This window comes from Gleimia coleocanis DSM 15436, assembly GCF_000159015.1.
Lineage (GTDB): Bacteria > Actinomycetota > Actinomycetes > Actinomycetales > Actinomycetaceae > Gleimia > Gleimia coleocanis.
The window spans coordinates 87,288-105,313 of sequence record NZ_DS999544.1 but is presented as its reverse complement, the minus strand read 5'-3'; the positions used below and the strand labels follow the sequence as shown (position 1 = coordinate 105,313).

Sequence of the window (18,026 nt, the reverse complement as noted above, 5' to 3'; positions counted from 1 at the left end):
GCGCGTTAAATACTGTTTTGTTTGTGGTTGCGCTTTTCCGAGGGCGGCCTGCGTGGCCTTGGCGTTTACCCGACTGGTAGTTGCTCAGCGGTGGTCTACCAGTCGGCTGATCATATCGCCGACCATTTGGATGACTTGTACGATGATGACTACGCCGATTACTGATACCAGCATGACGGTTGGCATGAAGCGGTTGTAGCCGTAGTTGATTGCCAGCTGCCCTAAGCCACCGGCGCCGATAGTACCTGCCATGGCGGAGAAACCGAGCAGGCTGATTACTAGAACGGTGATGGATTGTACGAGGGCTGGGAGAGCTTCTCGGATTTGGACGCCGAACATGATGCCTAGGCGGGTAGCGCCCATCATTTGTGCGGCTTCGATTTTTCCTGAGTCTACTGAACGCACTGAGGTTTCTACGAGGCGCGCGAAGAATGGTACGGCACTAATAGTTAGTGGCACCAGGGCTGCTTGCCAACCGATGGTGGTTCCCACGATGAAGCGGGTGAATGGCAGGATTGCGACGATCAGGATGATGAATGGGATGGAGCGTCCGATGTTCACGATGGCAGAGAGAATCTGGTTCGCGAAGCGGTTCGGGGTTAGTCCGTCTTTGCTGGTGGAGACTGCGAGCAGTCCCAGCGGGATTCCTAAAATCACGGTGAGGATTGAGGAAATGAAGGTCATGAGCAGGGTTTCTACTACTGCCCAGCCGAAAGTTTTTTCGAGGACGAGCCATTCCGTGTTGTCTACTGCGAGTGGCAGGATTTGTTCCAGCAGTGCGGTGTTCATGAGCGTACCTCCGCGTGGAAGCCACGGGAGCGGAAAGCTTCGATAACATTCCAGGCGTCACCTTGTTCTACGGTTAGGGCGAGGCGACCGACCTGTACGTTTGGTAGGGATTCGAAGGTGCCTGCTGCTACGTCAGCACCGAATGAGGAGGCGATGGAGAGTAGTTCTGCACCGGTTGGAATGCCTGGGTGTGAGGTGAAAGCAGTGTCGATTACGACGTGTCCCTTTGGAATGTCGTCGCGATTAATGCTTGGGACTGGGACTAGTTCGCGCGCCAGGCGACTATTTGGGTCTGCTACTACGTCTTTGATTTTGCCGGTTTCGATGACTTGTCCGTGTTCTAGGAGGGAAACGGAGTCACAGATGGAGCGGACTACTTCCATTTCGTGGGTGATGATGACGATGGTCACGCCGAAATGGTCGCGAATCTGCTGTAGTAGTGCCAGTACTTGGCGGGTGGTTTCAGAGTCGAGTGCGGAGGTTGGTTCGTCGCAAAGTAGAATGCTTGGCTTGGCGGCGAGGGCGCGGGCGATGCCGACGCGCTGGCGCTGGCCTCCGGAAAGTTGTGATGGGTAGGAGTTTTCGCGTCCACGCAGACCTACTACCTGTAGTAGTTCAGTGGCTTTTGCGCGGGCTTCTTCCTTGGAAACACCGGTGATGCGTAGCGGATAGGCTACGTTTTCTAATGCGGTGCGGGCGTCAAACAGATTTGCAGCTTGGAATACCATGCCGATTTGGCGGCGTTCTAAGCGGAGTTCTTTTTCGGACAGCGCTGAGAGGTTCTGTCCACCTACCAGGATTTCCCCTTCGGTGGGGTGCTCGAGGGCGGTGAGGCAGCGGATCAGAGTGGATTTACCGGCACCTGATTGTCCGACGATGCCGTGGATTGCACCGGCTTCGATTTCTAGGTTTACGTGGTTTAGGGCTACTACATCGGCTCCGCCACGAATGGTGTAACACTTAGTTACGTCGTGTAGCGAGATGGTTGCGCTCATCGGAGCCTCCTTTCGTATTTACCTAACCGGGTTTAGTTCTGCATGTATTTTTTAGTGGGGTTATTTCTTAACCTCGTTAAGTCTACGCTGGGGTTAAAACCCTGTCTAAATCTGTGTCACATTTTAAGACGAAAATATCCAAAACTAACTTCGGGTGGTTTGTCTAAATAAACTACATTCCCTTCATTCTCAAAGAAAACCCCAGGAAGCTAGACTAATAACTATGAGTCCAGAAACCCAACAAACAGACCAGACCAACCGCCCTCGGGAAGAAAAAACACCCCGCAAAGCCGGGCGCTTCGCCCCCAGCCCCTCTGGCGACATGCACATCGGCAACCTCCGCACCGCCACACTCGCCTGGATCTGGGCAAAACAAAGCAACCGCGACTTCGTAGTCCGCGTCGAAGACATCGACCGCGTCAAAAAAGGAGCCGCCCAACGCCAACTCGAAGACCTCACCACCCTCGGACTCACCTGGGACGGCGACGCCCTCTACCAATCCAGCCGGCGCGACGCCCACCTCCAAGCCATCGAAACCCTCAAAGAAAAAGGGCTACTCTTCGAATGCTACTGCTCGCGTAAAGAAATCGCCGAAGCCTCCTCCGCACCCCACGCACGCCCCGGATTCTACCCCAGAACCTGCGCGGAACTCACCGAAAGCCAACGCGAAACCAAACGCGCTGAACTCGCAGCCACAAACCGCGCTCCCGCGCTGCGACTACGCCCCCGCGTCACCGAATGGACCATCCAAGACGAACTCTTCGGAACCGTCACCGAACGCATCGACCAAGTAGTCCTACAGCGCGGCGACGGCATTTTGGCGTACAACTTAGCGGTGGTGGTCGATGACGCCTGGCAAAACGTAGACCAAATCGTACGCGCCGACGACCTCTTAAGCTCTGCACCCGCACAAGCCTATATCGCACACGAACTCGGCTACTCACCATTCACCTACGCGCACGTCCCCCTGGTACTCTCCACCACCGGAGCGCGACTCGCCAAACGAGACGGAGCCGTAACCCTACGCGAATTACTCTCCCACGGCTGGAGCGTAACACGCGTAATCGAAGAAATCGCAGCCTCTCTAGGATTCACCGCCCACACCCTAGAAGAACTCTGCGAAGTCTTTGACGCAACCCAAATGAACCGCGAATCCTGGACCTTCATTCCACCCGAAGCGTAACACTCCCACCTCAACACCAAACAGGCTGTTACCCAGCTTTTAATCGTCGAAGCGTAACACACCCAGATTCCTATCCGCGGCGTGTTACGCTCCGACAATTTAAACGAATAACCAGCTAAAAACTAAGCCCAGCAAGTTACGCTTCGACAATCAGTAACGCTGGCGGCGCGACGCAAAACCAACCGCACCCACACCAACTAAGAAAGTCACAGCCGTAAACCAAAGCAACTGCTGCGAAACACCCGTAACTGCCAGTTGCTTCTCAGCTTTCCCTCCTGACTTACCAGACACATTAGCATCAGACTTACCGGAAACCTGCAGGCCAGACTTTTGCACCCCGCTCACCGACTTCGCAGATTTCACCGCGGGTACCTGCGATTTAGCGGGGACATTAAACTTACCGCCCTCGGAAACAGAACCAGCAGAATTGCCCACCCCATTTTCCGCAACTGCCGAAGATGGCATCTCTTTCGCGCTCAACTCTCCGAAACTGGTTGGCTCGCCAGCTGCTGCAAGCAACGCCGTCTTAATCATCACCGCATCGGCGTCAACAAACTCACGCATTTCACGTCATTTCCACCGATGGTCATTAGTACTATGTCGGTGTTGCGTGGTAGTTGGGGCATTTGTTTCACCAGGACGTCTGAGCTGACGGCTCCGCTGTGGGCGAGGTTGGTGAAGGTGGTGTGGATGCCTTGGTTGTTTAGCCAACTGGTGTAGACGCGTCCCCAGTTTCGGTGGGAGCGGTAGGCTTTTCCGCTGCCGAGTTCCCATTATCCGGTGCCGTTTCCAGAGGAGTAGGAGTCGCCGAGTTGGACGATATTTAGAGTTCGAGGGCGTTGCGTTTGGACTTAGTTTTGGGATTCTAATGCCACCGCGGTTTCGGTCAGGGTGATGGCTTGTGTGGCGAGTACCAGGGTTGCCAGGGTGGTTCCTAGGGTGAAAAGCTTGGTGAGTTTTCGCTTTTGTATAGGGGCCTCCATTTTGAAAACAAGTGTAAGTTACTTAAAAGATTTAAGTAGCTTACATATTAGTACCCTAAAATGAAACACGCGCCCAAAACACATAAAGTTTCAAAAATTTAACTTTTGTGTTTTGGGCGTGTTACGCTCCGCGAAAACCGCCCCAACTTGGCTAATCCGCGTGTTACGCTCCGCTAAATCACAAAGATTTATTCACCGCCCTCCGGAAACAAAGCCGCGCGACGCATATCAAAAACCGCCACCAAAGCCGCTAAAGAAACCACCACAGCCGCCATTGCGAAAACCAACATAATAGCCGGGCCCGCAGCCCACACAGCGGAAACCGTGAAATACAAGCCAGTCATCAAAGCACTACCAATCGAAGTACCAATCCGCTCAGTAGTCTGTTTCAAACCCCCCGCAGTACCACCCGTAGCAGCTGGAACCTCATCCATCGCCAACGTTTGGTTAGTGGAACCAAAAACCCCCTGACCAAAACCAATAATCCCTAAAGTGAGCAGCAGCCACCACACTGAAAGCTTAAAGTAAATAATTCCTGCGAAAACCAGCAGTGACAGCAACGCGCCGAAAACAATCACGCATAAACTCAAGACGACAATCTTACGTCCCTTATTCAGCACATTCAAAGACCCCCAGCGTGAGCCTACCGCCGATAAAACAGCATTCGGCAACCCCAAAACACCTGCCACCAGTGGCGAATACCCCAACTCATTCTGCACAAACATTGCCATCACCACGAACATGGAAGTTGCGCCCATGAAATAGATTGCGGCAGTTGCCATTCCCACAGAGAAAGACTGGATTTTCAGCAAGCTCAAATCAACCATTGGTGCATGCCCGCGTTCTTGACAGGCAGATTCCCACTTAACCCAGGCGATTAGCAATGCGCCTGCCAGGACCAGTAGCATTGGCAACCACCAGTGCCAGGTACGGAAAGTAAATGGTATCAGCAAGGAGACGATAGCTCCCAACAGCAGAGCCGCGCCAACAAAATCTAGACGCAGCCAAATAGGCAGGTCTTGACGGCGTTCTTGTGGGATTGTATTTTCGGCTGGCAGGAACTTAAGTCCGAAAATCACACCGATAATTCCTAGTGGCAGGTTTATGAAGAAAATGTAGCGCCAGCCAGATTCGAAGCCAGCTAAGGAGATAATGGCGCCGGCGAGCACCGGCCCCAAGGCGACTGAGAAAGATACGACCATGCCTAGTAGACCAAAGGCTTTAGCTCGTTCACGTCCTTGGAAGAACTGCTGGATCATGCCCATAATCTGTGGCGAGTACATGCCTGCGCCTACGCCTTGGATTACGCGGGCAGCATTGAGTGACAGTGCTGAGGGCGCTAAGCCGCTGAGGAATGAGCCGGTTACGAAGGCGATTAAACCAAAGATAAACATTGTGCGGCGCGAGTACATATCTCCCAGGCGTCCAGCTGGCACGAGGGTCACGCCAACGACCAGTGTGTAGCCTGAGAGCACCCACTGTAGTTGCGCATCGGTCGTTTGCAGGCCTTTCCCAATTGATGCCAGGGCAACGTTCACGGATGAGACCGCGATTAGCGACATGGCTAGGGGGATTAGCAGGGTGGCAAGAATCCAATTTTTATTCTCGAGGGCGTTCATTTTATCTTTCAATTTTGTCTCCTATCCCCAATTATCTGACACAGTGTCAGAAAATGCTAGTTGGGTCCCGCTTCGGTGACTAAACATACACTCTCCAAAGCCACTTCCACCTCGGAGCGCAACACGCCCACACCACTCTCAGCCCCCGAGCGTAACACCCCCACATGAGCCTCCAACTCAGCTAAAACCCCTAAAGGCGCGGCAACAGAAAACTCCCAGCCACCCGGACCACGCAACGACACTTCAACCTGCGCGCGACCAATCCGCCAACCCAAAACTTCCGCCACAAAACGCGGATTCAGCGAGTTACGCTCCGCCACATCAAACAAGATTCGAGTGTTACACTCCGCGGAAAAAACCCGCAACAACTTAAACGCATGCGGCGCACACGCAAAAAACCGACCATTCGCCGAATCGCTATCAGCACCGCCCTCGGGAACAACAAAACCCCACTCCCCCGCCACCGCGAGCGGCAAAATCAACGGGAACCCCAAAAACTGCGCCACCTCTTTAAACTGCGGATCACGCCAAATCTGCACTCCCGTCGCATCCCGCAAAATCACGCCATCCTGCATCACCAGCACCCGATCAGCAACCGCCAACGCCTCTTCCTGATCATGAGTCACATAAATCGCACTCAACCCCGCAGCCTTCACCACCCGGCGAATCTCCACAGCCAACTGCTCACGCAACCCCCGGTCCAACGCCGAAAGAGGCTCATCCAAAAGCAACAACTGCGGATGCGGAGCCAACGCACGCGCCAACGCCACACGCTGCTGCTGACCACCAGAAAGAGAAGAAATCCGCCGCTTCTCAAACCCCGGCAACCCCACCAACTCAAGCAATTGCGAAGTCCGCAAGTTACGCTCCGCCCGTGGAAGCTGGCGAATCCCAAACTGAATATTACCCGCCACACTCCGATGCCCAAACAACTGCCCATCCTGAAACATCAAACCAAAACCACGTCGATGCACCGGCACCTGCTGCAAATCCACATCCCCGAAGCGTAACTCGCCAACCGCCGCCTCCAAACCCGCAATAGCCCGCAAAAGCGACGACTTACCAGAACCAGAACCACCCAGCAACGCCACAATCTGCCCCGCCGGAACCCGCAAATCAACACTCTTCACAGCCTGGAAAAAACCATAAAAAACACTCACATCACGCAATACTAAATCACTCATCACCACTCACTTCCCCACAGCCGGCGTGTTACGCTTCACCCCACTGCGATCAAACCAAGCCTCCGCAACAACCATTAACAAAGCCGCACAAACCGCCAAAATAACCGACGCAGCCACAGCCATCCCCTGCTCAGCAGCCCCCGGCTTCCCCACCAAACGATAAATAACCACCGGCAAAGTAGGCTCCGCAGGACGCGCTAAAAACGACGTCGCCCCAAACTCGCCCAACGACATAGCCATCGCAAACGCCCCCGCTAACACCATAGAACGCGACGCCAACGGCAACTCCACCGCCCAAAGCACCCGATACCAAGGAGCACCCAACACAGCCGCCGCCTCTAACTGGCGCGGATCAATCTGCTCTAACACCCCCGACACTAAACGCACCACCAAAGGCACAGCCACCATCGCCTGCGCTAACGGAATCAACCACCAAGACTGTCGGAAATCAAGCGGAGGCGCATCCAAAGAAATCAAAAAACCAAAACCCACAGTAACCGCGGAAACACCCAAAGGTAAAGCAAATAAAGCATCCAACCCACTCAAACTCAACTTAGAAAAACGACTAGTTGGCCGGCGCGAAATCACCACGGAAACCAACACGCCAATAACTAAAGCAATCCCCGCCGCATAAACCGCAATCTCAAAAGAACGCAGCAACGCAAACCAAACCGGCTCCTTCAAAACCCGCGCAGCCCGCGGAACAAATAAATCCAAGTAGTTAGAAAACGTCCACTCGCCCCCACGACGCCACGAAGACACCAGCATATTCACCAACGGTAAAACCAATAAAATCACTACCACAGCAAAAGTGAATAACACCGCCGGTAAATCCCGCACTCGCACCGGTGAAGCCACCACATCCGTACGCAACTTCTGCGTGCGCGCCCCAAAATTCTGCGCCCGCTTAGAAACCCACAAAGATAAAGCAATCACCAACAACTGTACAATCGACAATACCGCCGCAGAACGCAAATCCAACAACGCAGTTGTTAAAAAATAAATCTCCGTCTCAACCGTAGACACCGAAGTGCCCGACAAAATCAACACCAAACCAAAAGAAGTCGCACAAAATAAGAAAACCAAAGCCCCCGCAGCACTCAACGCCGGCAACAAACGAGGAAACGTCACCCCAAAAAATACCCGCAAAGGATTAGCCCCCAAAGAAGCTGCAGCTTCCTCCATCCGCGGATCCAACCGCACCCACAAGTTACCAACCGTGCGCACAGCCAACGAAAAGTTAAAAAACACCATACCGACAATAACCGCGGTGGCCGTCCCGTCTAAACCGAAAGCACCCAGCAAACCGCCCTCGGAAAACAGTGAACGAAACGCCACACCCACCACCACGGAAGGCAAAACAAAAGGCACCGCCACCAGCCCCCGCAAAAAAGCCCGCCCCGGGAACCGCAAACGATACAAAGTCCACGCCGCCGGCACACTCAACGTCAAAGAAAAAAACGTTGCCACCGCCGACAACCACAGCGTCTGCCACACCGCACGCCAAACTCGCGCAGACCCCAAAACCGCCGTGAAACCAGAAAAATCCCACTCTCCCGCATCATCAATAAAACCCCGCAAAATCAAACTAAACGTCGGGTAGAGGAAGAAAAGGGAAAGGAAAACGACGGGCACACCCACTGCCACCAAGGTCCCTAAAAACTTAGAAACCCGGTCAGTGAAGAATGCCCGTCGCCCCATTAAAATCACTTAGCGATTAGTTCAGACCACTCAGCCAACCACTGAGCCTGGTTCTCATCAATCTTCATAGGGTCCAAAGTGAAAGGCTTCTCAGACAGCATGCCGAACCTAGCTAAAGCCTCTGGAAGTTTCACATCAGGATTAATTGGGTGCACATAGTTGTTTGCAACGAAAACTTCCTGCGTGGAAGCCTTCTGCATGAACTTCACAAATGCTTCCGCACCCGCAACGTTCTTAGCACCATTCAAAACGCCCACGTATTCAACCTGGTGGAAACAAGTTTCCGGCAAGTTTGCAATAGCGGATTCAGTCAGCGCCTCATTCACTGCGTAAGCTGGGGAGGAAGAATAAGACACCATCAGTGGTCGGTCACCCTTACCTTCACCGGCAGAGAAGTCGGTACCGAATGCATCCGACCAGCCCTTGGTGACTTTCAGACCATTGTCCTTCAACGCCATCCAGTAGTCTTTCCAGCCGTCCTCGTACTTAGCGACGGTAGCCATGAAGAATGCCAGGCCTGGGGAGGATGAGGTTGGGTTCATCGCGACTAGCAGGTCCTTGTACTTAGGATCCTTAAGGTCGTCCAGGGTCTTAGGCATTTCCAGGTTCTTTGCTTTGAACCAGGCTGGGTCAGCATTTACACAGACGTCAGACTGGTTAAATGGGACCAGTGCTGGAGCGTCGGAAATCTGCTGAGCTTTTTCTGCTTCGCTTACTTCTGCGGCTTTTTCAGCGAAAACGCCTTCTTTAACAGCGCGGTAGGCGCTGATGTTGTCCACGCCGAAAGCCACGTCGCCCAGTGGGTTATCTTTGGTGAGGACAAGCTTGTTGGTGAGTTCACCGCCGGAACCAATTTGCTGAATATCTAGTTTGAAGCCAGTTTCTTTTTCGAATTCGGCTTTCAGATCGTCTTCAAATTCGAGGGAATCGTATGCCAGTACGGTTACGGTTTTTGCTTCTGCAGCTGGTTTTTCGGTTTTTTCAGCGTTGTTTGCGCCGGTTCCGCAAGCGGATAGGAAGAGTGCTCCGGCTGCGAGGATTGCCAGGCTGGATACTGCTTTCTTCATTTTTCTCCATGCGTTGGGTTGCGCTTTGCTTAGTTCCCTCTGATTTTCCGGAGGGCGGTCGGTGTCGGTTTCCGTTTAAGCTGGCGCAACAGTTTTCGTTTTATTAACGATAGGTATGTGTTTCCACTTTGAGAGTCGACTTCCTGCGTCGGTGCTAACCGTATCAGGTTCGAGGGTCTGCGCTGTGCGCACTCTCAGCGGTGTTTTTTGCTTCGTCGCTGAAACTTGAGAAACTTGGGGTTTCTGTTTAGTTTCGGCGAGTTACGCTCCGCTCCCCTGTCGCGTAATCTAGTTTACCTGGTTTTTCCTCTAGCTACCTGCTCGCGGGTTAAGCCTGCCTCTTGGCATTTGCGCTTCCGTAAGCCAATTCCTAAGTGCAAAGGCCAAGGCATGTAGATTTCTAATCAAAAAGTTATCCACAGTTTCCGAAAAACATGTTCCTTCCGCCCTCGAAAATGCCACAATCGTCACATGCCAAAACAAGTCCTTCTCCCACCCTGTCCCCGTATAAACGGTCCCCTCTCAGCCGAAACACTCATCCGGAAACCACTATTTCGCGGTACAGAACTCATCCTCACAGAAAATACACCCGCTTGGCATCTCACTCGATACAAACTACTAAAACTAGCAGAACATACACTGAAATTCAGCCGAGCCGAAACTGCTTTAACGGGACAAACCGCCGCCTTGGCATACGTTCTCCCCACGTTCAATCAGCAAATGGTCATCGAAATCTGCTACCTCCAAGTCAACAAATCTGGTAACTCACACGTTGGAACAACCTCCACCAACGCAACCACTAAAGTTAAACGCAAGCAACGCAACTACCCCATCGAAGCAATCGACGAAATAAACGGCCTGCGGGTACTCAGATGGGATTACTTCATAATCGAGCTTTTAAGCCAAACAGACGTGCGAACGGCAATGATCAATGCAAATGCTCTAATCCGAAAAATTTTCCAGGTCGAAAGAGAAACAGCTGCTACACTTAAGCAGAAATTACCCGAAATTCAACAGTATTTACTCAATCTGTGTCAGCAATATGCCCCGAAAAAATATCGCAAACGTATTATGCGCAGACTTAACTGGATAAACCCCCTGTGCGAATCCATTCTTGAATCCTTAACCTTTGTTGCACTCCTGCAACTAAATCTTGAGGTTATTTCGCAAGCCTCGGTGAAATACGGATCAACAACTTATTGGCTTGATTTCTTGTGGATCGATAAGCGCGGTAGAGAAAGGTATGTAGGTATTGAATGCGATGGTTTTGAAAAGCAAGCTGATTCCCAATATTTTTTCCGTGAAGATTACCGTGAGTCTGCGATAAAGGTGCAAGGAATTGATTTAGTTCGATATAACTCAAAGCAAATTATGGACATCAGGTTTGTTGAGGTTCTAGCTTCTGAACTAAGCGTTCCTATAAGAAGATCACTAAAAAACATGTAACCACTGGTATTTGGACTTGGGAAAGGCTGGTCCCAAGTCCAAATCGGTGGGATTAATCCCACCCCTTGGTATTTGCACTTGGGAGAGGCTGCTTCCAAGTGCAAATACCAAGGGGTTAGTTATTTTTCTAATAGTCTTGCGGTTTCAGCGGCGGTGAGTACCAGCATGAGGGCCGCTAAGGCACATAGTACGGCGGCAGCTACTGCTACTAAAATGTTGCCAACTGACATGACTGGTGACGCGAAAGCTACTCCCGCGAGCGTAGCTCCGCCAATGATTATTACCGCTGGGTAGCTTACTTCTGCGCGTCGGGCTCGTACCCAGAAGTCTTTGGAAGCTCCCATACGTAGTAACGCTTGGCGTTGTGAGGCTGAGTCGAGGGCACGGATTGCTTGCTGCACGGCTGTGGAGATTGCCGCCAGCACGGTTGAAATCGCCATGGTAAGAACCAGTCCCAGGGTGAGATCGTGGATGATGATAGTTACTTCTGTATCCGCGGAGCTGGGGTCGCTAAGTACGAACAGCGAGTACATTCCCGGTAGCAGTACGCCCACGAGGAATGCTACTAGTCCTAGGGCGCCAAAAGAGCGCCAGACGGCTTTCGGGTCGGCGGCAAGGCGGCGTCCTGCTAGCATTCCGGAAGCGGAGCGTGACACGCGGGCAATCAGTCGGCCCAGTAGGGTTACGGCTGCCACCCCGATTACGTTCATGAGGGCGATATTTCCGCTTAAAAACACTAGTAGCACGGTTAATCCTGCCGCAACGCTGCCTTGCATTATGAAAGGCGCCACCAGGAACCAGGAAGCGAAGAATACTAGTGTGAGTGTTACGCTCCACTTGTTGATACGGGTGGTTTGGTTTTGTTTAACTACTCCCAGCGGAGTAATCGCTACTTTTTGCATGGCTAATAGGGCTGACAGGGCGGTGAGAATAAGCATTCCCAGTCCGGCGGCAGTTAGCTGCACGACGCCCATCCACATTTCCGAGGACGTTACCTGCACGTCTTGGAAGGAAAGTAGTGTCCAAACAGGCAGGGTGACTACGTAAAGTGCGCTACCGGTAAGGATCCCTTGCAGGGCTTGTAGGAGGGTGTCAGCGACGGCTGCGGTTCTAGCTTCTGCCGGACTGATTCCTACTAAACGCAAGGTTGCTAGGGTTTTAGCTTTTCGTGATAGTCCGAGTCGCGCGGCTGCTGCTCCCATTGACAGTGCCGGAATAATCAGTAAAATCGCTGCGAATACGGCTAACCCCAGGTGTGGCCCGTTTTTCATTAAGTCATTAGTGGGGTGGTCGAAGCGGTATTTAAACATTAGTACTCCCCCGAGTACTGCCAGGAATACCGTATGCGGTAGGGCCAGTGCAATGACTGTGAGGAGGCTAGTGGTCTTGTCACGGCTGCGACGTAGGATAGTTAGGTTTGTGCGGAGGGTTTTCATTTGGCGCCCTCGGAAATTTCTGTATTGGTTTCTGCGGCAGACGCAGTATGGGATTCGGCGTGCGTGCAGCTGGCGCGTGGCACGACGGAAGTTATCTGCCCGTCGCGCATGTGGATGGCGTGTTGTAGCCAGTTCGCTACGTTTTGGTCGTGGGTGACTACCACCAGGGTGGTTCCACTTGCGGCGGTGACTTGGGTGAGGACGCTCATTACTTCCGCGCTGGTGGCTTGGTCTAATGCACCGGTGGGTTCGTCAGCGAAAACGACTTGCGGCCGGGTGATTAGCGCGCGGGCAATGGCGACGCGTTGGGCTTGTCCGCCGGATAGTTGTCCGGGGCGGTAGGCGCCGTAGCCGTCTAAGCCGAGGCTGGCTAGTTGCGCTTGGGCTTGATTGATTGCCGTGTGCTTTGCAACGCCGGAAAGCATGAGGGGTAGTGCTACGTTTTCTTCGTTAGTGAGTTCGGGAAGTAGCTGCCCATCTTGGAATACGAACCCGAAGCGTGTTAGCCGTAGTTTCGATAATGCGGTTTCTTTCATGCCGACTAGTTCTTGTCCTTCGAGGCGGACTGACCCAGAAGTGGGTGGGATAATCCCTGCGAGGGTATGCAAGAGGGTGGTTTTTCCTGATCCTGAGGGGCCCATGATGGCGACTTGTACGCCGCGCGCGAGGTGCAGGGTGACGTTGTTAAGGGCGGGCACGGTTACACCTTCTCGTTGGTAGTGTTTCGTTAGTGCGTTTACGTAGATGCCGGTGTTGATGTCAGGCTGGTAGTTAGTTACGTGTTCATTCATACTTCCAGTCTGCGTGGTTTTTGGTGTGCGTTCTATTGGGTATTGCCCTGGTTTTCCCCTTGGTTTATCCCTGAAACGTTTTAAGGGGATACCCGCAGTGGGCATCCCCTTAAGTTTGGTTTACGCTACTGGTTTCAGGCTTGTAGCGCGCGAGCTTCGCGTTTGGCGATGAATTTGTTGGTTCCGCGTAGTGCGTAGCGGCGAGTGAGGGCAACCACAGCGCCAGAGATAGCTGCGAAGACGAGTACTTCTACGAGTGCTGCGGTATCTTCTTCCTCTTTGCTTGGGGCGGGGCGTCCGGTGACCATTACCCAGCCTTTGTCAACGATTTTATCGGCTACGAATCCGGCGGCGGCGACGGCACCGGCGGTGATTAGTTTTGAAGTGATATCCATACTTCGATGGTAGCGCAGTTGGGTAGGTTTCTGCGGATTTTTATTTTCCCGAGGGCGTTCTGCCCGGTCTTTCCACCGGAGCGTAACACGCTGAGCTTCATTACATCTTCGGAGAGTAACTCTCCGACAGCATCTAAACCTCGAAGCGTAACACGCGGTGGTGGGGTTTCCAGAGTGTTACGCTTCGGGGGTGAACGAGCTTGGTGTGTTACGCTTCGAGAAAATGAGGTATGGAAAATAGTGAGGGGACTCGCCTTAGCGAGTCCCCTCAGTTAGGAAACTGGAAGTGAAGTTTCTTTAAATATCAGCCCTTCACGGAACCACCGGTCAGACCTGCAACAATGTACTTCTGCAGGAATAGGAACAGTGACAGGATTGGCAGGGAAGCAATGATTGCGCCTGCGGTGAACCATTCCCAGTGCTTTTCGTTGCCACCGACCCAGTTGTTCATACCGATTGCTACGGTCCAGTTTTCCTGACCGGTCAGCACAACGGATGCCAAGATGAAGTCGTTGAAGGAAGCAATGAAAGACAACAGCGCAACCACTGCGAGGATTGGGGTTACCAGTGGGAGCACAATGGTCCAGTAAATCTGGGCGTGGGAGGCACCGTCAATACGAGCAGCTTCATCCAGTTCGATTGGAATGGAGTTGAAGGTACCGTACATGAGGAAGGTATTTGCACCCAGTGCGCCACCCAAGTAAACAGCGATCAGCGCATACTTGGAGTTCAAGCCCAGTGCTGGAACGATATCACCCAAGGTGATGAGCAGCAGGAAGACTGCTACGAATGCCAGCAGTTGTGGGAACATTTGGATAACCATCAGACCCAGCAGGGATCCCTTACGTCCTTTGAAACGGTAACGGGAGAATGCGAATGCTGCGGCAGCACCCATCATCACGGTACCGATTGCGGTGATAATACCGATTTCCAGGGTGTTCAGGAACCAGGTCCAGAACATGGTCTTTTCGCCCAGTTCAGTAAAGTTTTCCAACGATACTGCTGCGAAGAGAGTGTTTGAGGAGCTTAGGGTGGTACCAATGTTTGGGTTCAGTGCTGCAGAGAGTACGTACAGGATTGGGAAACCTGAGTACACGATTGCAATGAAGCCAACAACGTGGCGGAAACCAATTTCGCGGAACCAGTTTCCGAAGCTCTTCTTATTCTGCGGTTCAACAGTCTTAGTAGTCATCACTGTGCTCCTTCAATAGACTTAGAACGCTTGAAGCTAATCATAGAGACGGTACCAACGATGATAAAGATCATGATGGACATTGCGGAAGCCAGACCGTAGTCGCGAGCTGCCTTACCGGATAGACCAGCTACCTGGTAGACCATGGAGATCAGAATATCGGTGTGACCGACTGGGACGGAGGCATCAGCGAATGCTGGGCCACCCTTAGTGAGCATGTAAATCAGGTTGAAGTTATTGAAGTTGAATGCGAAGGATGCAATCAACAGTGGGGATACCTGAATCATCAGCTGTGGCAGGGTGATGTGGCGCCAAATCTGGAAGCCGGATGCACCATCGATCTTAGCTGCTTCGTTAAGTTCAGCTGGGATGGACTGCAGTGCACCGGTACAGATGAGGAACATGTATGGGAAGCCCATCCAGAGGTTTACGCCCAGTACAGAAAGCTTAGCCAACCATGGGTCGGTGAGCCATGGGATTTCTGCGCCACCGAAGAATGCCTGGTTAAAGAAGCCGTACTTAGGGTTGAGCATACCGGCGAAGAGGAATGCTGTCATGAACGCTGGGAAAGCGTATGGGAGCAGCATAATCGTACGGTAAACCTTACGACCCTTCATACGGGTATCGTTCATGACGAGCGCCAGAACCATACCTACCAAGAAGGTGGTGATTACAGAGAGGAAGGCGAATGCTACGGTCCAGGCCAGCACTTTGAAGAACGGACCTGCGTAACGAGAATCAGAGAATGCCTTCTTGAAGTTGTCGATGCCAACCCAAACGCGGTAGCCGGTTTCAAGCTTTTCACCGGACTTGGATTCAAAGAAACCAGTTTCGTCATTTGCGGTGTAAACGTCGCCGGTCTTAAGGTCGGTGAGGGTTTCAGCGTTAGCATCCCATTCCATGGTGGTTTCGAATACGTAACCGGTGGATGCGTTCTGAGTACCTACCAGGCCGTCTTCAGGATCGTCAGATAGCGGCACGCGCATTCCCAGAACTTCAGCCTGACGGTCACCGAGTTTACCGATGTTGACTACTTCCCAACCTGGGATTTTACCGATAATGTTACCTGCGCGCTTAACGCCCTCGACTTTTTCGAAAGGTTCTTCTGGGGTACCAACTTTCACGTCATCGCCGTCGATGATCGCAAAACCAAGTGCACCATCCTTTTCCACGACGGTCAGTGGGTATTCTGCGGTGCCTTCTACACGGTCAACACGTTGACGCAGAATGGATTCTGCTGCAGAAGCCTTGTCCAGCAGGTGGCGGTCACCGTAGTTGGTGAACGCTACGTAGCCGGTGTAGCCAATTACGAATACCTGGAAAGTTAGGAGGAATACCAAACCTGGGGTTAGGTACTTCAAAGCTAGGGTGCGTGGAGAGAAGTACACGTAATCAACAGCGATTAACGTGATGAGTGACAATGCGAAAATAGTCCAGGATTGCTTGGTGAATGCAGCCGTTATGATGTAAAGACCCAGGGCATTAACCCCGGCCATCAGGGCTAGTTTTACGAAGAAGCCAGCAGACCACGTGGTGGCAACGGAGCCACTCATCTGCTCTTTCTTCTTTGTGGATCGCTGTGAACGATCAGTCTCTGTTTTCATGAGTCCTCACTTTTGATGGGGATATGACGTGGCGTGTAGTAGCAGTTCTGCTTCCTACACGCCACGTCTATTTTACGCCAGTAGATTACTTAGCGAGCTTATCGATTTCAGCCTGGATGTCAGAAACCATCTTTTCCCAAGCTGCCTTTGGATCTTCACCGTTTACGATTGCTGCTTCGGTCTTGCCCCAGAAGCCCCATACGGTACCCATTGCTGGGATGGATGGCATTGGAACTGCACCTTCAGCAACCTTTGCGAAACCTGCGGTTACTGCGTCGCTGGATGCTTCTTCAGCTGCTGCCTTCAGAGCTGGGGTACGGTTACCAGCCTTATAGATTGCCAGCTGTACGTCCTTGGTGCCAACGAAGTCGGTGAGGAACTGGGATGCTAGCAGAGCGTTCTTGGACTTGGAGGATACGTAGAAGCCCTGTACGCCAACGAATGGCTGTGCTGGCTGACCACCTGCGGATGGGATTGGGTCGATTGCAACCTCAATGCCTGCCTTCTGGAAGTCGCCTACCATCCATGGGCCACCGATGATGAATGGTGCTTCACCGTTCTTGAATGCTTCAACTGCGATGTCGTAGTTGATGGAGGTGTCCAGCAGGCCGGTGCCGGTCTTGCCGTTTGCCTTCAGCCATTCAGCGAACTTAACGCCGTTTTCGCCGCCCAGTGCCAGCTTGTCGGTGTAGCCGTTTTCGTTAGATTCGAATACTGGTGCGCCGAAGGAGGTCTGGAATGCGTATGCGGTGTATGGGTCGCCTTCTTCACCGAGCTGTACCAGGAATGGGTACTTTACGTTAGCTGCCTTGCCCTTTGCAACGAATTCTTCGAAGGTTGCTGGGGTGGAGTCAGCCAGTTTAGCGTTACGAATAACCGCTATGTTTTCAATAGCGTATGGCAGACCATAGCCCTTGCCGTCGTAGGTGAATGCCTTAACTGCAACTTCAGAATAGTCAGCAGCCTTGTCACCCAATTCCAGTGGAGCAACAGTACCGTTTGCTACGAAAGCACCCAACCAGTCGTGTGCGCCAACAGTGATGTCTGGACCTTCACCGTTGGAAACCTGAGTCTGGAAGTCATCCTTAACCTTGACAATGTCCTTAACAACAACAGCAACTTTATTGCCGGTTGCTTCTTCATATGCTTTAGCTGCTTCTTCAATTGCCTCCTTGCGGTTATCATCAACCCAAACAGTCAGGGCTGCGTCGGTTGTTGCTGCTTCGTTTCCTTCAGTCATCTTGTCAGCTGCTTTTTCAGCGGTGCCGCCACAAGCTGCCAGGCCCAGGCCCAGAGTTGCAACAGTTGCAAGTACAATGCCGCGTCGCATTTCTTCTCCTATTAGTTATTTTTTGAGTATTTCATTCATTCAGCTTCCGCGCTGATGGAATGTCGAAAATAGGTTAATAACTTCATCAGTGTTTTGCAACAGCTTTCAAGAAGTTTTTTAGATTAATTCCGTTTACGTTTTCGTTTTCCTTGAATTACCGTCTTTTCTTTTGGATACAATTTGGTAACGACGGTAATTTCCTGAAATTTTACTGTAAAATCTTACAAGGATTTGAGTAGCGTTTTTTGCAAAGAACCTGTCACACAACGCCCTCGGGAAGAAACTAAAAAACCCACCCGAAAATCATCTCC

General features: G+C 52.2%; 16 protein-coding genes. 2 read left to right on the top strand and 14 right to left on the bottom strand.

Annotation, left to right across the window (positions count from 1 at the left end; genetic code table 11):
- Window positions 1-84: 84 nt before the first annotated feature.
- A complete protein-coding gene (locus tag HMPREF0044_RS04690) occupies window positions 85-789 on the bottom strand; it encodes a methionine ABC transporter permease (RefSeq protein WP_006546974.1) in 705 nt (234 codons plus the stop codon).
- Window positions 786-1,784 (bottom strand): methionine ABC transporter ATP-binding protein, encoded by a 999-nt coding sequence (locus HMPREF0044_RS04685; protein ID WP_006546973.1) that lies wholly within the window; start codon window positions 1,782-1,784, stop codon window positions 786-788. The genes HMPREF0044_RS04690 and HMPREF0044_RS04685 overlap by 4 nt, the downstream gene beginning before the upstream one ends.
- A 223-nt stretch (window positions 1,785-2,007) precedes the next feature.
- On the opposite strand from HMPREF0044_RS04685, the gene gluQRS reads away from it, so the two are divergent.
- Entirely contained in the window at window positions 2,008-2,967 is a 960-nt protein-coding gene (gene gluQRS, locus HMPREF0044_RS04680; RefSeq protein WP_006546972.1) for a tRNA glutamyl-Q(34) synthetase GluQRS, read from the top strand.
- 150 nt (window positions 2,968-3,117) lie between these two features.
- On the opposite strand, the gene HMPREF0044_RS04675 is transcribed toward gluQRS, so the two are convergent.
- The 6 genes from HMPREF0044_RS04675 to HMPREF0044_RS04655 all read right to left on the bottom strand — a co-directional run bounded on the left by HMPREF0044_RS04675 (window position 3,118) and on the right by HMPREF0044_RS04655 (window position 9,521).
- Entirely contained in the window at window positions 3,118-3,531 is a 414-nt protein-coding gene (locus HMPREF0044_RS04675; RefSeq protein WP_006546971.1) for a hypothetical protein, read from the bottom strand.
- Between the two features lie 287 nt (window positions 3,532-3,818).
- Window positions 3,819-3,950, bottom strand: a complete 132-nt coding sequence (locus HMPREF0044_RS08370) for a hypothetical protein (RefSeq protein WP_006546970.1) — start codon at window positions 3,948-3,950, stop codon at window positions 3,819-3,821.
- Window positions 3,951-4,138: 188 nt separating this feature from the next.
- A complete protein-coding gene (locus HMPREF0044_RS04670; RefSeq protein WP_141553845.1) occupies window positions 4,139-5,581 on the bottom strand; it encodes an MFS transporter in 1,443 nt (480 codons plus the stop codon).
- A 44-nt stretch (window positions 5,582-5,625) separates the two neighbouring features.
- Window positions 5,626-6,753: an ABC transporter ATP-binding protein gene (locus HMPREF0044_RS07875; protein WP_084799333.1), complete on the bottom strand. Its 1,128-nt coding sequence runs from the start codon at window positions 6,751-6,753 to the stop codon at window positions 5,626-5,628.
- Between the two features lie 6 nt (window positions 6,754-6,759).
- The gene (locus HMPREF0044_RS04660) at window positions 6,760-8,454 is read right to left on the bottom strand and encodes an ABC transporter permease (protein WP_006546967.1); all 1,695 of its coding nucleotides are present in this window, start codon (window positions 8,452-8,454) and stop codon (window positions 6,760-6,762) included.
- Between the two features lie 5 nt (window positions 8,455-8,459).
- Entirely contained in the window at window positions 8,460-9,521 is a 1,062-nt protein-coding gene (locus HMPREF0044_RS04655; protein WP_006546966.1) for a thiamine ABC transporter substrate-binding protein, read from the bottom strand.
- Between the two features lie 471 nt (window positions 9,522-9,992).
- On the opposite strand from HMPREF0044_RS04655, the gene HMPREF0044_RS04650 reads away from it, so the two are divergent.
- Window positions 9,993-10,967 carry a hypothetical protein gene (locus tag HMPREF0044_RS04650; RefSeq protein ID WP_006546965.1) on the top strand — a complete coding sequence of 325 codons (975 nt, stop codon included), beginning with the start codon at window positions 9,993-9,995 and terminating at the stop codon, window positions 10,965-10,967.
- 119 nt (window positions 10,968-11,086) lie between these two features.
- Here HMPREF0044_RS04650 and HMPREF0044_RS04645 read toward each other — a convergent pair whose 3' ends face one another.
- The 6 genes from HMPREF0044_RS04645 to HMPREF0044_RS04620 all read right to left on the bottom strand — a co-directional run bounded on the left by HMPREF0044_RS04645 (window position 11,087) and on the right by HMPREF0044_RS04620 (window position 17,715).
- Window positions 11,087-12,403, bottom strand: coding sequence for an ABC transporter permease family protein (locus HMPREF0044_RS04645; RefSeq protein ID WP_006546964.1), 1,317 nt, complete (start codon window positions 12,401-12,403; stop codon window positions 11,087-11,089).
- Window positions 12,400-13,194, bottom strand: coding sequence for an ABC transporter ATP-binding protein (locus HMPREF0044_RS04640; RefSeq protein ID WP_141553844.1), 795 nt, complete (start codon window positions 13,192-13,194; stop codon window positions 12,400-12,402). The genes HMPREF0044_RS04645 and HMPREF0044_RS04640 overlap by 4 nt, the downstream gene beginning before the upstream one ends.
- A gap of 134 nt (window positions 13,195-13,328) precedes the next feature.
- Window positions 13,329-13,589, bottom strand: a complete 261-nt coding sequence (locus HMPREF0044_RS04635; protein ID WP_006546962.1) for a DUF4235 domain-containing protein — start codon at window positions 13,587-13,589, stop codon at window positions 13,329-13,331.
- A 304-nt stretch (window positions 13,590-13,893) separates the two neighbouring features.
- The gene (locus tag HMPREF0044_RS04630; RefSeq protein WP_006546961.1) at window positions 13,894-14,781 is read right to left on the bottom strand and encodes a sugar ABC transporter permease; all 888 of its coding nucleotides are present in this window, start codon (window positions 14,779-14,781) and stop codon (window positions 13,894-13,896) included.
- On the bottom strand, window positions 14,781-16,385 hold the full coding sequence (locus HMPREF0044_RS04625) for an ABC transporter permease subunit (protein WP_006546960.1): 1,605 nt from the start codon (window positions 16,383-16,385) through the stop codon (window positions 14,781-14,783). The genes HMPREF0044_RS04630 and HMPREF0044_RS04625 overlap by 1 nt, the downstream gene beginning before the upstream one ends.
- An 85-nt stretch (window positions 16,386-16,470) precedes the next feature.
- Window positions 16,471-17,715, bottom strand: a complete 1,245-nt coding sequence (locus tag HMPREF0044_RS04620; protein WP_006546959.1) for a sugar ABC transporter substrate-binding protein — start codon at window positions 17,713-17,715, stop codon at window positions 16,471-16,473.
- Window positions 17,716-18,026: the final 311 nt, after the last annotated feature.